We start from the raw sequence: 13,693 nt of genomic DNA on the forward strand, positions 1-13,693 counted from the left end.
GTCGTCACCTCTTCCCTGGCACGGTGTCCAGTAATGAGGCCTGTGCCAGGTAGGCACGTGTCGCGTCAGGGTCTCCGGCGATGGCGCGCAGCCCGGCCATGGCGGCCGCCAGCCTGGCGCTGTCACGTTCCCGCACGCCCGCGAGCCGGGTCTCGCGAGGCGGGATCACCCGCTGCAGCAGCACCGAGCGCCGCCGCCAGGCCCACGCCTCCAGCGCCGCCGGCGGGGCGAAGCCGCCGATCACGGCCGCGATCACCTGGCCCACCTCGGCCGCGTCGTGGATGCCGGCGTTCATGTTGAGCCCGCCGACCGTGGAGGTCAGGTGCGCGGCGTCGCCCACGAACAGCACCCGGCCGCACCGGTACGAGGTCAGCACGCCCCTGGACAGCCCGAACCGGTCGGCGCCCGTCACGTGGATCGGCCCGCTCGCCCCCGGCAGGGCCCGGCGGACCAGCAGGGACAGGTTCGGCGGCGACAGCGGCTCGTGCGTGTCGCAGGGGATCTTGAAGATGATCCGCCAGTGGTCCGGCAGCCCGAGCAGCGTGCACGACTGCTGCACGTCCCGCACGTACGTCAGCGGCGCCAGGCTCGGCAGCAGCCGGTCCAGCGGCGAGTCGGTGAACACCCGCAACGCCTGCGTCGGGTAGGCGGACCTGGGGAACGGCAGGCCCAGGGAGCCCCTGACCGTGCTGTGCGCGCCGTCGGCGGCGATCATGTACCGGGCCCGCGTCCAGGTGTGGCCGACGCGGACCCGGATCCCTGTGCCGCCTTCGGCCACGCCGTCCACGTGGGTGCCGAACCGCACGTCCACGTCCGGGTAGACGCTGAGGGCCGCCAGCAGCAGCGGGGTGAGCGCGGCCTGGTCGGCGTGGATCCTGAACGGATGCCTGGTCAGGCCGTTGAGCCGGTTCATGCCCATCTCGGCCAGCACGATGCCGGACCGGTCGCGCCACTGCACCCGGTCGACGACGCGGCCCTTGGCGACGAGCTGGGACGCCACGCCCAGGTCGTCGAGGAGGTCGAGCGTGGCCGGGTGGAACGTGCAGGCCCTGGTCTGCTTGCTGAGCTCGCTCTCGCGCTCCAGCACGGTGACCGGGATCCCGGCCTTGGCCAGCGAGAGCGCCGCGGTCAGCCCCGCGGGTCCCGCTCCCACCACGATGACGCCGTTCATGCCGCGCCTCCCATGTACCGCCGGTGCGGCACGCGGCCGAGCGTCACCTGCTGCCCGATGGTCCTGGACAGCGCCCACCAGGCCGTACAGAGGTTGGAGGTCAGCAGGATCCGGTCGTTGCCGGCGCTGAGGGGGCCGAGCACGGGCAGCGTGGCCATGCCGGTGCCGGTGAACAGCAGCACCGCGTCCGCCGGCAGCTCGGCCAGTTCGACCTGGCTGATCAGCTCGGAGGGGGTGACCGCGTACGAGGAGTAGCCGTTCTTCGCGCGTACCTGGATGACCTGGGTGACGTTCAGGCCGGCCGTCTTCCAGAACCGCTCGGCCAGCTCAGTCAGCCACGGCTGGTACGGGGAGACCAGCACGATGTCGCTCACCTCGGCGTGTTCCATCGCCTCGCGCGTGGCCTGCGTGGCCGAGGCGAAGGGCACCCCGGTCGCGGCCGACAGCTCGGCGCACTGGTCGCGGTCCTCATCGGGACCGAGGAGGTAGCGGGGCTCGCTGCAGGCCATGACCATCGCGCTCAGCGGCAGGGCGTCGAACGCGTAGACCATGGAGGGCAGGGCCTCGTTGTAGCTTTCCAGCCGTTCGGCCAGAGACTGCCCGGGCCGTACCGGGAAGCGCGTGACGTGCATGTCGGCGCGCGACCCGAGCAGGCGGGTGAGCTCGGGCTCCGCCGAGGGGTTGGCGGGCGCCACGATCACTCCCACCCTCCCGCGGCTCACTGAAGGCTCCGGGCGAGGACGGTGCGCATATGGGTTCTCCTCCTGTGCGGGAAGGGTGTGATGTCAGATGACCGGGTGGCGTAACGCGTGGTCGATCTCGGTGATCGCCCGCGCGGACACCGGGCGGATGCGGCGCAGCCTGTGCACGGTGCGCGGCGCTTCTTCCACCGGCGGCGCGTCGCCCTGGTCCTCGCCCCAGGACGGCTGCGGCGCGTGGCGCGCTCCGCGTGCGTGGACCTCGTGCGGCTGTGATCGGCGCAGTTCATCCGTGAGCATGATCGCTCCTGTTCATCGCGGGTTGACGACCTTGCGGTCGTATGTGGCGAAGCGGGCCAGAACCTCGCTCCGTACTCGGTTGACGTGGCCGCGCGGCTCGGCGAGGAGCCGACGGAAGATCGCCGGCCCCTCTTCCGCCGCGCGTTGAGATCGAGGTTCGGTCTCATGGCCCGACGCCCCGGCGACCCGCACCAGCGCCGTGGCGGCGAGCAGAACGGCGGCCGGGAGAACGGCCACCAGGACGGAGACGGGCCCGGAAGCGGGCCCCTCCGAGAACGGCCGGCCGATCAGCACTGTGGCGCCCATCGCGCCGATCACTCCACCCAGCATCGCCCACGTGCCGATGGTGCCGATCGCGGAGGCGTGCTGACCGGGTTCGGCGCTCGCGGTGGCCCCCGCCAGAAGACCGACCGCGAGCGCGCCGAATCCGGCGCCCATCAGCACCGCGTCGAGCAGGCTCCACCCGTCGGAAGACGAGTGGGCCGGCAGCGGCGCGCAACCTCCGCCCAGAGCAAAGCCTCCGTCGTAGACGGCTCCGTCGGTCCCGACGCGGCGGACGGCCAGGATGGCCGCCGGAGTCACCGCGATCACGGCCGACAGGAGCCCGGCCTTCTCCACAAAAGGCGGCCCCATGGCGAGCACGGCGAACGACGCCGCACCGGACGGGCAGAACGCGCCCGCCGCCATCGGGAGTCCGCTACGTCGCCGGAGCCGCAGGCCGGTCGCGCGCGCACGGTGCCGCCACGAGGTCGCGTACGATCCCGCGTACGACCTCGCGATCGGCTCCGCGGCCGCGGCCGCACGGCCCGGCGAACGCCGATAAAGCCGGCCCCAGGCGCTCCCCCTCGTGTCGGCCAGCACGCCAGCCGCTAACGCGCTGGTCGACAGCACCGCGCCGACTAAGTCGGGCACGTGCCGCGCGATGCCGGAGGGATGGGGAAGCGCCGGGGCCAGCGGCACAAGCGCCGCCGTCAGTCCCAGGCGGGGAAGTCGGCCGTGATCGGCCGGCGGCCACCCGCCGTCTGACAGCAACGCCAGCATTCCCGCTCCTGCGCACGCGCACCAGAACGCGACGCCCCAGGGCCGTTGGCCGGTGGGCGGCGCGCCGGGCGGCAGCGCGTACGCGGCGGGGAACCTCATGGCGACGCCGAGGTGGTGACCCGGCCGCCTCCTGACCCGGTGCCGTGGCCACGCCACGGCTGCCAGGACCGGTGCGGCCCGGTGCGCGGGGATGGGCGTCGGCGTCATCGCGCCGTCCCCGCTCTGGTGGTTGCCACGTTGGGCACGCTGACGCAGACCATGCGCTCGGTCAGCCCAACCCCCGGGGAGGAATCCGGCGTGGCGGAGCACGATGCCGACGAACGTGCGCGCGACCTGGCCGGCACCGCACCACCGGCCACCGTGCGCGCGACCTTCGAGGCGAGCGCGAGATGTTCGCAGCAGCGGCAGCCGACCTTGGCCTCGAGCCCCGCCACCTGGGCGAGCCTGAGCCGCAGCGGCTCCAGCGACGACCGGCGTTCCAGGCCGTCGAGGTCTTCCAGCCGGGCGGGCCAGCGCAGCGCGTCGCGGCAGCGGGTCTCCACCTCGGCCGGGAGCTCCTCCACCGGGAACCCCTCGTGGCGCAGCCGGGTGGCGATCATGACGGCCATGAAGGCCGTCTTGTCGAAGTCGGCCAGCCGTCCCGCCAGGGCCGCGCTCAGCATCCTGGCGCGGTGGCTCAGGCAGACCGCACTCCACCCGAGCAACAGCAGCCGATCAGGTCCCGTCTCCGTGTGCCAGCCGGCCAGCCGCAGCTCGCGGGCCATCCGGTGGTAGAAGCGCCAACGGTGACGAGGGCTGTCCAGCCAGACCTGGAGGCCACCGAGAGGCAGGCTCGCGACCTGAACGCCGGCTCCCACCGCCGGCCCGGCCACGCGCGCGCAGATCCGCTGCACCACTCGCTCCTGCCCCGTGGAGGGCAGATCTTCGAGGTGCGAGGATTCCATGGTCACGTCCGGCCACCTCCTCCCCGACTGTTAAGCCACAGTTACCATGCCCTCCGATAGTCTGCTTACGAGCGAGGCTATGTCAACTGACAGTTTGCGCATAAGTTGATACCTACTCGCGGGGCAGAGCTGCCCCGCATGGCAGGGGACAGTGCGGCTCGCGTCCCTTACGCTGGAAAAGTTCACGGGCGGTGGATGGAGGTGTGCCGTGGCGAACTTCGCCGAACGGCTCGATCTTGCGCTGACCAAGCGCGGCTTCACCGGCGCGCAGGTCGCCTCCGCCCTGACGGAGGCGGGCATCCCCATCACCCGCGCCTACGTCAGCCAGCTGCGCACCGGCAAGCAGACCAACCCGACGCTCCAGGTGCTCAGGGCGCTGGCCTCGTGCCTCCAGGTGAGCGTCGGCTGGCTGGTCGGTGACGACTACCTCGAGTCCGGCGCGGTCGAGGACCTCCAGCTGCGCGCGGCCGCCATCGGCCTGGGCACCTCAGAGCTGTCCGAGAGCTCCCTGACCCTGCTGCGCGGCGTGGTCGAGCTGGCCCGCAGGGCCGAAGGACTGCCCGACGAGCCCGAGCCCCCCTCCTCCCCCGACATCCCCGAGGCGGCCGCGCCGCTGAGCGGGCCGCAGCGCCGGGCGCTCGGCAGGCGGCTGCACGGCCTGCGCCTGGCCGCCGACCTGTCGGTCGCGCAGGTGGAGACGGCGATCGGCAAGGGAGCCGCCGCGATCCCGGCCATCGAGGAGGGCCGGATCGCGCCCGCCCCCATCACCGCCGAGCGCCTGCTCGCCCTCTACGGCGTCACCGCCCCGCCCATCCGCGAATACGTGCTGTCGCTGGCCAGGGGCGAGCGCGAGGCCGCCTGGTACGACGCGCAGTCGGTGCCGGTCTGGCTGGCCACCACGTACGCGCTGGAGCAGCGGGCCACGGTGATCCGCACCTACCACCCCCAGTTCGTCCCGCCGCTGCTGCAGACCGAGGAATACGCCAGGGCGGCCGTCACCGTGACCGGGCCGGCGACGCTCGGGCAGCAGACGGTCGACGAGGCGCTCGCCCTCGTGCTGGCCCGCCAGGAGGCCGTGGCCCGTGACAGCGGCATCGTGGTGTGGGCGGTCATCGACGAGAGCGTGCTGACCCGCTCGATCGTCGGGCCGCACGTCCAGCTCCGCCAGATCGACCAGCTCATCGAGCACGCCAAGCGGCCCAACGTCTCGCTCCACGTGCTGCCGACGGACGATCCCGTCTACGTGCCGCGCACCGGCCCGTTCACGCTCTGGCGCTTCGCCGAGGCGTTCGAGGCGGACATCGCGTGCGCCCACGGCATCGAGTCCGACGAGCTGATCACCGACACCGCCGCGGTGGAGGCGTACCACCAGGCGTTCACCAAGCTGTCGGTGACGACGACGACCCGCGAAGAGACTTTCGAGGTGTTGAATTTCCATCGCGAGCGGCTTTCGCGTTCCCTCGGAAAGTGATCTCCTTCCCTAATGGATGATCGTTATTCACGGTAGCGGGTTAGCCAGATATACCGAAAACTAATGGCTTTTCCGGTTGTCATCCGCCGCGCAGCGAGGATCATAAGTTCTGGGTCATCGAGTGGGGTCCGAAAGGATCATTCTTTTCCCGAGAAAGTGGGCGAGGGGAAAGGGGCAACACTCAATGCGTCAGCGTGCCATCCGAAACCTGGCGAAGCTGGAGATGACCCAAGCCAGGATCACCCGGGTTCTCGACGCGGCCACGGGTGGGAAGAACAACTTCGTGGCGGACAGAGACGCAGTGCGCCGCTACGACCAGGCCGCTCCCGTCGTGACGACGGCCGCACGGGCCGTGCTCCACTATTTGTGCCGTGTGGTGCGTCATCTGGCCGGCGAAGGTGCGGACCAGTTCGTCATTGTCGGGAGTGGAGTGCCCAGCGGCCTGCCGGCGGGCAGACAGTTGCACGACGTGGCCCGTGACGCCCTGTGCGGCGCGGTCCCCCGTGTGGTCTACGTGGAGAACGACCCGATGGTGCTGGCCGGAGCCCGGGCGACCATCGAGCCCGTCACCGACCTCGTACGCGTCGTAGAGGGCGACGTGCGCGAGATCGACGACATCCTCGATGACCGGGTCCTGCAGACGTTCCTCGACTGGGACCGGCCCATGGCCGTGCTGCTGCTGTCGACCCACAGCCTGAACGACGACGAGTACTTCCACTACGTGATCAAGCGGATCCGGCAGGTGGTGCCCGAAGGCAGCTACCTGTCGCTGCTGCAGACCACGTTCGACGCGGTCCCGCCGGAGCTGCTGGGAGCGATTCACGACCTGCTGGCGATGACGCTGCCAGGTCACGCGATTCGCAACAGAGAGGAGGTCGCGGCGTTGCTCGAAGGTCTGGTGCTGGTCGATCCGGGGTTGGTGTGGATCCCGGAATGGCGGCCGGACGGCCTCGACACCGCCTGCGCCGAACAGCCGAGTTCTTCGGGGAGTTACGGGGCCGTGGCCCACCTCCCCTGACACCGGACGGTCCGGCCGAGCCACCCTGTCGTGCGCGCGGCCGGACTCAGTCCCACCAGAACGACCAGGCGTGCTCGCCGATGATCTGCTCGGCATAGCCCTGCAGGTCACCGGGCCCCTGGACGATGTTGTCCGGGCAGAACGTCCAGTGCTCGGCGGCCACGTGCAACGCGTGCTCCGGATCGACCGGCGGCGCGGCCACGCTCAGGTCCAGGGTGTTGAACCCGACGCTCACCACCCGCGCGCCGAACCGGTCCTCCCAGCTGCGCACCACGGCGGCCAGCGGGATCATCCACTCGTTGTGGTGCAGCGCGCCCTGCCAGCCCATCACGGCCAGCGCGTCGGCGCTCCTGGGGGCGGCGACCAGGCCGAGCGGCATCCCCTTGACGGCCAGCTCGCCTGCGAGCCAGTCGGCGACCGCCTCGGGGGCCGCCTTGAGCATCCCGGGCGGGGCGGGGCCGGGACAGATCGCCCCGAACGGGTCCAGCTCCTCCAGCGCGGCCTGCGGCATCTGGGTCACCCACTCCTGCCACACCTCGGCCATGAACCCCTCGGCGGTGAAGTGGTCGATCTGGCGGGGATCGTCCGGAACGATCTGCCCGACCCCCCAGGGCTGCGCCGACTCGTCCAGCAGCACCGGCCACAGGCCGCTGTGCGGGTGCCACTCCCGCATGCGCCTCCAGTCCTCGCCGGACGCGGCCTCCTCGCTCATCCAGAACGCCGGCCTGAGCGCCTGGCCCTGCCGGGTGTAGCCGGGATCGGGCCAGACCACCTCGCCCGGCGGCAGCCCCGCGGGCAGCCTGTGCCCCCTGCCGCCATCGGCGAACAGCCGCCCCAGCTCGCGTGCGCTCATGCCCTACCGTTCCGATACCGAATCCTGTCTCGGAGATGGTAGTCCGGCCGGTCGCCCTTGGACCTTTGACGACGCGGGAAATGCTGACGACTGTCACAATGAGGGGCTGTGATCCCCTTTGACGCGGTTCTGTCTGACCTTGATGGAGTGCTCCGGCTCTTCGACCACGCCGCCCAGGCCGACATCGAGGCCCGGTACGGCCTGCCGCTCATGCGGACGGCCCTCGACCCCGCGCTGATCCTGCCCGCCACGCTCGGCCAGGCCACCGAGGCGGAGTGGCTGGAGTCGGTCGCCGTCGCGCTCGGCGGCGACGAGCGGGCCCGCCAGGCCGTGGCCGAGTTCGGACAGGTGCGGTTCTGGGTGGACGAGGAGGTCAGGGCGCTCTTGGCCAAGGCGCAGCAGCACGTGCCCGTGGTGATCGTGACCAACGCCACGGACTCGCTGGAGCAGCACCTCGACCTGCTGGGGCTCACGTACTTCGCGGACGACGTGGTCAGCAGCGCCAGGGTGGGCGTGGCCAAGCCCGACCGGCGGATCTACGAGATCGCCGCGGAGCGGGCCGGGGTCGCGCCGGAGCGCTGCCTGTTCGTGGACGACCGGCTGCAGAACGTGGAGGCGGCCAGGGCGCTCGGCATGACCGGCGTCCACTACCGCTCGTTCCAGGATCTGGCGGCCGTACTGGGCTGATGGTCGGAGGCCTGGTCGAAGAAGGCTCGTTCCAGCTCGACCGCCAGGCGGAAGACGTCCAGCGCCGCCGTCCGGCGCTCCTCGTCCAGGTCCGCGCCGAGACGGTCGAGCTCGCCCCGCAGGAAGGCCACCCAGGCCCGGAACTCCGGGCCCTCGTGCAGCTCGATCCACTCGCGGTGCACGAAGCTCTCCGGCAGCGGCCGCTCGGCCCGCGACGCCCAGCCCAGGTAGCACCATTCGGCCACGCAGAGCACGGCGACGATCAGCAGGTAGTCCTGTGACGTCCGCGCCTCGTCCATGAGCTGCCTGAACGCGGCCGTCACCGGCTCGGTCGGCGCGTCGGTCCGCCCGTTCAGCGCGGCCAGCGCCCGGTGGAAGTACGTCTTCTCCTCGGTGGTCGCCACCTGGCCGAGGAACTTCCCGTAGGGCACCCGCGCCTCGAACGTGTCCGCGCTCGCCACGGCCGCCCCGAGCAGGGCCGTGAACGCGTCCACGAACTGGAAGTCCTGCTCCAGGTAGCGTCGCATGCCGTCGTCGGGCGCCGAGCCCGTCGTGATCGCCATCGCGAACGGGTGCGTCACCACCGCCGTCCACTCGGGCTCGCACTGCTCCCTGAGCCATTCACTGAAGGATCGCTCGCTCACGATCCGACCGTACCCAAAACGAACTTCAACCCCTTCCTCCCGGAGGACACCAGGTCCTCCGGGAGGAGCCAGCCCTTCCCTTATTCCCTCAAAGACGTCCCAGGGACCTCAGCCGGAGTGCGGCGAGGAGTAAGGGTGCGGCGGGAAGCACCAACAAGGGGGTTGTTTCCGGCGCGGCTCGCGCCAACCGCGCCGGAAACGTCCGCGTGACCGCCGCCCCCGGCCTTGCTCGGCGAGCTGCGCTTCTCGCCAGGCCGGGGGCGACGGCGAGAGAGCGCCGCTCAGTACCCGCCGTACGGATTCTGGGAGGACGACTGGCTACTGGGGGCGCTCGTCTGGTGGCCCGACGGGTGGTTCGTCGGGGAGCTCGACGGCGAGGACGTGGGCGTCGCGGTGGACGTCGGCTTGGTGCCCTGCGGGGCGATGATGCCGATCAGTCCGTGCTTGGTGCCGTCGATGCCCGCGGAGAACCACATGGAGTTCTCGCCGCCGTTGGTGGCGGTGCCGGGCTCCAGGTCCCACAGGCCGGGCAGCACGATCGGGTTGCCGTCGGCCGTGGCCAGCGCGCCCAGGTGGCGGCTGTTCTTGTACGCGTGCACGGTGCCGTCGCCGAAGTTGCCGATGAGCAGCGCGCCCCTGTACTGTCCCCAGCCCTTCGGCGCGGCGGTGATCCCCCAGGGGGCGTTGAGCCCGACCCTGGAGATGCGGCCGGTGAGGCGCCCGCCGGCGTTGAAGCGGCTCACGAAGCCCTTGCCCTCGCCGAATTCGGGCTTGCCGGTGGACGGGTCACGCAGGGCCCAGGACACCCAGATGCTGCCGTTGGCGATCGCCACGTTGTAGGCCTTGTACGTCCTGGGGACGCCCGGGTCGCGGAACTGCCAGCTCTTCAGGCTGATGCGCCGGAAGTCCTCGTCGAAGGCGTGGATGCGCCCGCTCGCGAAGTCGGCGGCCAGCAGGAAGTCTCCGTCGTCGGTCTCGACGAGCTCCAGCCCCTTGTAGTCGGCGCCACGGGTGAAGGCCCCGATGATCGCGTTCTTCGGGTCCACGTCCTTGTTCCAGCCCGTGATGGCTCCGCTGGGGCTGGAGAAGATGAACGTGGCGGGCTTGCCCTTGACGGTGAAGCCCTCGCCCGGGTTGAACACCTGGCCGGTGGGTGCTCCGCCGGGGATCCACACCTCGGTCTGCTCCTTCTTGCCCGTGCCGGAGTAGACGGTGGCGGTGCCGGTGCCGGTGTTCGAGACCCACAGAGTCTTGCCCATGGCCAGGCCCCACGGGTTGACGACCTTGGCGTCGGTGACCGGGGCTTTGCCCTGAACGTCCGACACAAGGTTGATCACGTCGAATCGGTTCCTGGTTGTGGTGGCGTGCGCGGGAGTGGTGAGAGTTGCTCCCCACACAACCGCAACAGCGCAGAGTGTGATGATGCGTGGCCGCATCCGTTGCCTCCTAGTTAGCGCTTGTGACGCGAGATACGTGGAGGGCTGTGGGCCGGTTCAGCCGGTTCCGGAAATATCGGGACAGGAGTTTTTTCGTGTCCTGAAGGGGAGAGGGATTGACATGAACGTGTTGGGCATTGACATCGGTGGTTCGGGAATCAAGGGCGCCCCTGTCGACATCGAGGCCGGCGAGCTGGTGAAGGAGCGTTTGCGCATTCCCACGCCCCAGCCGTCCAAGCCCGATGAGGTGGCGGAAGCGGTGGCGGAGATCGTCAAGCATTTCGGCTGGAGCGGTCCCGTCGGGGTGACGTTCCCCGGCGTGGTGAAGGACGGGGTCGTGCTGACGGCCGCCAACGTGGACCGCTCGTGGATCGGCGTGGACGCGGCCGGGCTGTTCGGCGGGGCGACCGTGCTGAACGACGCCGACGCGGCCGGCGTGGCGGAGGTGACCTACGGGCGCGGGCGCGGGGAGCGCGGGACCGTGCTCGTGCTGACGTTCGGCACGGGGATCGGCAGCGCGCTGTTCACCGACGGGACGCTCGTGCCCAACACCGAGCTCGGGCACCTGGAGCTGCGGGGCAAGGACGCCGAGCACCGGGCGTCGGCGCGGGCGCGGGAGGAGCACGAGCTGACCTGGGAGAAGTGGGCCGAGCGGGTGGAGGAGTACCTCCGGCACGTGGAGATGCTGCTGTCGCCCACGCTGATCGTCATCGGCGGAGGTGCGAGCAGGAAGGCCGACAAGTTCCTGCCGCACGTCCACATCGACACGCCCGTGGTCCCCGCCACCCTCCAGAACGAGGCCGGCATCATCGGCGCAGCCCTGGCCGCCTCCCGTCGCTCATGAGCCGCTCCGGGCCGGGCTCACTTCGTACCGGGCCGGCTCGGGGCCACCCACTTGAAGTCCTTCGTGTCGTCCGGCAGGGCCTGCTTCCCCTCGGGGTACTGGAAGGTGGGGAACGCCGACTTGTCGATCTTCACGGTGGCGAAGTCGACCTCGCGCAGCCTCGCCCCCGGCCAGCCGTCCTGCTCGTACGGCTCGGCCATGTCGGCCAGCGCCTGCCCCTGCGCGATCAGGTAGGCGACGATGGTCGCCTGGCCCATGCAGTACGTGAGGAGCGCGCCGATCATCACGGTCAGCACCTTGTCCGCGGCGTTGAGCAGCCATCTCAGGTACAGGCGGCCCTGGACGGCCCCCACGGGTGACAGCACCATCATCGACAGCCCGTACACGCTGGAGGCGGCGACCATCGTGGAGAAGGTCGCCATCGCCCCCTTGAAGAGCCGGAAGGCGTTGGCCACGCCGTCGAGGATGTCGCCGATCTGGTCGAGGGAGTCGCGCAGGACCTCGGTGCCCGCGTGCATCTTGCCGGTCACCCGGGAGAACTCCCGCTGGTCGTCGGCGATCCAGCCGCGGCGGGACTCGGCGGGAATGCCGTCCAGCACCTCCACGGGGTTGTCGAGGTCCCTGGCCATCTGCTTCCAGACCTTGGCGACCTCCGAGACCCGGTCGACGTCCATCTGGAGGGACTCCAGGAGGGCCAGCGACACCAGCGGGACGCCCGCGTACAGCTGGAGCCCCTTGAGCGTCCGGATGATCGGCCACGGCGCGGGCGGCATCACACGTACTCCACGATGCTGGCCTGCTCGGCCCTGCGCCAGTTTCCCGCGCAGGTGGCCAGGCTGTCGGTGATGCCGCGGGAGGCGATGGCGCCGCCCCGCAGGGCCTCCGTGCAGCCTCGCTGCGCCGTCTCGTAGGCCGGGCCGAGGATTCTCGCCAAGATCGTCCCCAGCGTGCCGTCGCCGAGGTCGGTGTCGTAGGCGCGGTCTCCGGTCTTCATGAGGCCGGCCCAGACGTCGTTGTAGCGCTCGCCCATGGCGGCGATGACACTGGACGTGATGACCCTTGTCTCCTGCGGGGTGGACATGTCGCTCCTTCAGGTGTTCTGCGTCGAAGGTCATCTTTGTCGTCTTGGAGGCGTTGATCATCTGGGTTCACCGGATGTTCGGCGGGGCGCAACCAGCCGCTGTCAACGGGTTCAGGAAATCTTGATCAACTCCATTGGTCGCGCCGACGAACAGGAAGGTCATGGCATGTTCGACTTCGACCCGGCCGCCGTCACGCCCGAGGAGCTGGACAGGATCGGCCGGCGCGCGGACGAGGCCATGTCGAAGCTCGCCACGGCCATGGACGGGCTCGGCGAGGTCACCGGGGAGGGCACCGCGGCCGGGGGCCGGATCCAGGCCACCGTGGAGGCCGACGGCCTCGTCCGGGACATCCGCCTGGACGCGCGGGTGCTGCGCACGATGGGTAGCGACGAGCTGGCAGAGGCGATCGTGATGGCGCTGCGCGCGGCCCAGCTGTCGGCCCGGGGCCAGCTGGAGGAGCGCCTCACCGAGGCCCAGGGCGGCGAGCGCCTGCCGTTCGACCTCGGGGACGTCGGCCGCCGCTTCGAGGCCGTCCAGTCCGCCTTCCTCTCCGCCCTGCCCCGGCGCTGACCGGCGGCGCGCCCCCGATCACCGGCTGGACTACCCCGCCTTCGGCGATAGCTCTTAGGGTGGGTGTTCTCCATCCGATGAGGAGAGGGTGCATGCGAAACGTCGCTCGGACCTCGCTCGTGGACGCCGCCATCGACGAGCTCCGCCGAGAGATCGCGCGGGGTGTGTGGCCGGTCGGCACCAAGATCCCGTCCGAGAGCCAGCTCGCGCAGAGCCTCGGCATGAGCAGGCTGTCCGTGCGCGAGGCGGTGCGGGTCCTGGCCCACGCCGGGCTCCTGCACACCCGCCAGGGCGACGGCACGTACGTGACCGCCACCGACGAGTCCAAGGTCGCCCTGCGCCGGCGGCTCGACACGGCGGCCGCCATGGACATCATCGACGTGCGCCGCGGCCTCGACCTCGTGGCCGCCCGGCTCGCGGCGGGCAGGCGCACGGAGGAGGACCTGACCGCGATGCGCCGGACGCTGGCCCGCCGGGACGCGGCCGCCCGCGCCGGCGACCTCGACGGCTTCGCGGACGCGGACGTGGACTTCCACCTGCTGGTCGCGGACGCCGCGCACAACGCCCTGCTCGGCGACCTCTACCGCAGCATGAGCGACGCCCTGCGCGACAGCGTCAGGGACCAGGAGCAGGCGGCCCTGACGCCGGACAGCTCCCACGACGACCTGCTGGGCGCCATCGAGGACGGCGACGCGGCCCGCGCGGTCGCCGTCTCCGTCGCCATCCTCGACCAGCAGGAACGCGACCTCTGAGCACCGCCCCCGCGACGTAGGGACCCGATCCGACCCCCGCGACATCGAGCCGCGTCCGGCCCGCGCGGCGTCGGGACGCGGTGGGGCTCGCGCGGCATCGGGACGCGGTGGGGCTCGCGTGACGGAACCGGGGTGGGCCTGCGACGCGGTGCCGCTCGGGAAAGCGGCGCCGCAGGCGCACC

16 protein-coding genes are annotated in these 13,693 nt (G+C 70.9%); 6 read left to right on the plus strand and 10 right to left on the minus strand.

All coding sequences use genetic code 11. The features are described from left to right. Nucleotides 1–4 precede the first annotated feature (4 nt). From AB0L65_RS32500 to AB0L65_RS32520, 5 genes are all read right to left on the minus strand, one after another. A complete protein-coding gene (locus AB0L65_RS32500; protein ID WP_350723058.1) occupies nucleotides 5–1,171 on the minus strand; it encodes an FAD-dependent oxidoreductase in 1,167 nt (388 codons plus the stop codon). Then, complete coding sequence (locus tag AB0L65_RS32505) at nucleotides 1,168–1,872, minus strand: hypothetical protein (protein ID WP_364252986.1); 705 nt, start codon at nucleotides 1,870–1,872, stop codon at nucleotides 1,168–1,170. Before AB0L65_RS32505 ends, AB0L65_RS32500 begins: the two co-directional genes overlap by 4 nt. Nucleotides 1,873–1,956: 84 nt before the next feature. After that, on the minus strand, nucleotides 1,957–2,169 hold the full coding sequence (locus tag AB0L65_RS32510; RefSeq protein WP_364252989.1) for a hypothetical protein: 213 nt from the start codon (nucleotides 2,167–2,169) through the stop codon (nucleotides 1,957–1,959). Nucleotides 2,170–2,181: 12 nt separating this feature from the next. Then, nucleotides 2,182–3,417 (minus strand): hypothetical protein, encoded by a 1,236-nt coding sequence (locus tag AB0L65_RS32515; RefSeq protein ID WP_364252992.1) that lies wholly within the window; start codon nucleotides 3,415–3,417, stop codon nucleotides 2,182–2,184. After that, the gene (locus AB0L65_RS32520; RefSeq protein ID WP_364252995.1) at nucleotides 3,414–4,160 is read right to left on the minus strand and encodes a hypothetical protein; all 747 of its coding nucleotides are present in this window, start codon (nucleotides 4,158–4,160) and stop codon (nucleotides 3,414–3,416) included. Before AB0L65_RS32520 ends, AB0L65_RS32515 begins: the two co-directional genes overlap by 4 nt. Nucleotides 4,161–4,362: 202 nt before the next feature. On the opposite strand from AB0L65_RS32520, the gene AB0L65_RS32525 reads away from it, so the two are divergent. Both AB0L65_RS32525 and AB0L65_RS32530 read left to right on the plus strand, forming a co-directional pair. Beyond that, entirely contained in the window at nucleotides 4,363–5,625 is a 1,263-nt protein-coding gene (locus AB0L65_RS32525; protein ID WP_350723067.1) for a Scr1 family TA system antitoxin-like transcriptional regulator, read from the plus strand. Nucleotides 5,626–5,809: 184 nt separating this feature from the next. After that, entirely contained in the window at nucleotides 5,810–6,643 is an 834-nt protein-coding gene (locus tag AB0L65_RS32530; RefSeq protein ID WP_364252998.1) for an SAM-dependent methyltransferase, read from the plus strand. Nucleotides 6,644–6,689: 46 nt separating this feature from the next. On the opposite strand, the gene AB0L65_RS32535 is transcribed toward AB0L65_RS32530, so the two are convergent. Next, nucleotides 6,690–7,496 carry a DUF4253 domain-containing protein gene (locus tag AB0L65_RS32535; RefSeq protein WP_355194187.1) on the minus strand — a complete coding sequence of 269 codons (807 nt, stop codon included), beginning with the start codon at nucleotides 7,494–7,496 and terminating at the stop codon, nucleotides 6,690–6,692. A 108-nt stretch (nucleotides 7,497–7,604) separates the two neighbouring features. Here AB0L65_RS32535 and AB0L65_RS32540 point away from each other — a divergent pair, with 108 nt between their 5' ends. Continuing rightward, nucleotides 7,605–8,183, plus strand: coding sequence for an HAD-IA family hydrolase (locus AB0L65_RS32540; protein WP_364253002.1), 579 nt, complete (start codon nucleotides 7,605–7,607; stop codon nucleotides 8,181–8,183). On the opposite strand, the gene AB0L65_RS32545 is transcribed toward AB0L65_RS32540, so the two are convergent. Together AB0L65_RS32545 and AB0L65_RS32550 are read right to left on the minus strand one after the other, a co-directional pair. Next, nucleotides 8,144–8,827, minus strand: coding sequence for a TenA family protein (locus AB0L65_RS32545; RefSeq protein ID WP_364253005.1), 684 nt, complete (start codon nucleotides 8,825–8,827; stop codon nucleotides 8,144–8,146). The two genes, AB0L65_RS32540 and AB0L65_RS32545, sit on opposite strands and share 40 nt — an antisense overlap. 281 nt (nucleotides 8,828–9,108) lie before the next feature. Next, nucleotides 9,109–10,164 carry a TIGR03118 family protein gene (locus AB0L65_RS32550; RefSeq protein WP_350723076.1) on the minus strand — a complete coding sequence of 352 codons (1,056 nt, stop codon included), beginning with the start codon at nucleotides 10,162–10,164 and terminating at the stop codon, nucleotides 9,109–9,111. Between the two features lie 220 nt (nucleotides 10,165–10,384). Here AB0L65_RS32550 and ppgK point away from each other — a divergent pair, with 220 nt between their 5' ends. Then, entirely contained in the window at nucleotides 10,385–11,107 is a 723-nt protein-coding gene (ppgK, locus tag AB0L65_RS32555; RefSeq protein WP_364253008.1) for a polyphosphate--glucose phosphotransferase, read from the plus strand. Between the two features lie 17 nt (nucleotides 11,108–11,124). On the opposite strand, the gene AB0L65_RS32560 is transcribed toward ppgK, so the two are convergent. Both AB0L65_RS32560 and AB0L65_RS32565 read right to left on the minus strand, forming a co-directional pair. Next, complete coding sequence (locus AB0L65_RS32560) at nucleotides 11,125–11,880, minus strand: hypothetical protein (RefSeq protein ID WP_364253011.1); 756 nt, start codon at nucleotides 11,878–11,880, stop codon at nucleotides 11,125–11,127. Continuing rightward, the gene (locus AB0L65_RS32565) at nucleotides 11,880–12,188 is read right to left on the minus strand and encodes a hypothetical protein (protein ID WP_364253014.1); all 309 of its coding nucleotides are present in this window, start codon (nucleotides 12,186–12,188) and stop codon (nucleotides 11,880–11,882) included. The genes AB0L65_RS32560 and AB0L65_RS32565 overlap by 1 nt, the downstream gene beginning before the upstream one ends. A 166-nt stretch (nucleotides 12,189–12,354) precedes the next feature. Here AB0L65_RS32565 and AB0L65_RS32570 point away from each other — a divergent pair, with 166 nt between their 5' ends. Next, nucleotides 12,355–12,759: a YbaB/EbfC family nucleoid-associated protein gene (locus AB0L65_RS32570; RefSeq protein ID WP_364253017.1), complete on the plus strand. Its 405-nt coding sequence runs from the start codon at nucleotides 12,355–12,357 to the stop codon at nucleotides 12,757–12,759. Nucleotides 12,760–12,851: 92 nt separating this feature from the next. Then, nucleotides 12,852–13,511, plus strand: coding sequence for an FCD domain-containing protein (locus AB0L65_RS32575; protein WP_357730370.1), 660 nt, complete (start codon nucleotides 12,852–12,854; stop codon nucleotides 13,509–13,511). Nucleotides 13,512–13,693 lie beyond the last annotated feature (182 nt).

This window comes from Nonomuraea sp. NPDC052116 (assembly GCF_040680035.1).
Taxonomy (GTDB): domain Bacteria; phylum Actinomycetota; class Actinomycetes; order Streptosporangiales; family Streptosporangiaceae; genus Nonomuraea; species Nonomuraea angiospora_A.

Coding starts and splice junctions, on each gene's coding strand:
- AB0L65_RS32535 (WP_355194187.1), bottom strand. CDS start 7,496: ATGAGCGCACGCGAGCTGGGGCGGCTGTTCGCCGATGGCGGCAGGGGG.
- AB0L65_RS32500 (WP_350723058.1), bottom strand. CDS start 1,171: ATGAACGGCGTCATCGTGGTGGGAGCGGGACCCGCGGGGCTGACCGCG.
- AB0L65_RS32515 (WP_364252992.1), bottom strand. CDS start 3,417: ATGACGCCGACGCCCATCCCCGCGCACCGGGCCGCACCGGTCCTGGCA.
- AB0L65_RS32570 (WP_364253017.1), top strand. CDS start 12,355: ATGTTCGACTTCGACCCGGCCGCCGTCACGCCCGAGGAGCTGGACAGG.
- AB0L65_RS32565 (WP_364253014.1), bottom strand. CDS start 12,188: ATGTCCACCCCGCAGGAGACAAGGGTCATCACGTCCAGTGTCATCGCC.
- AB0L65_RS32575 (WP_357730370.1), top strand. CDS start 12,852: ATGCGAAACGTCGCTCGGACCTCGCTCGTGGACGCCGCCATCGACGAG.
- AB0L65_RS32510 (WP_364252989.1), bottom strand. CDS start 2,169: ATGCTCACGGATGAACTGCGCCGATCACAGCCGCACGAGGTCCACGCA.
- AB0L65_RS32530 (WP_364252998.1), top strand. CDS start 5,810: ATGCGTCAGCGTGCCATCCGAAACCTGGCGAAGCTGGAGATGACCCAA.
- ppgK (WP_364253008.1), top strand. CDS start 10,385: ATGAACGTGTTGGGCATTGACATCGGTGGTTCGGGAATCAAGGGCGCC.
- AB0L65_RS32560 (WP_364253011.1), bottom strand. CDS start 11,880: ATGCCGCCCGCGCCGTGGCCGATCATCCGGACGCTCAAGGGGCTCCAG.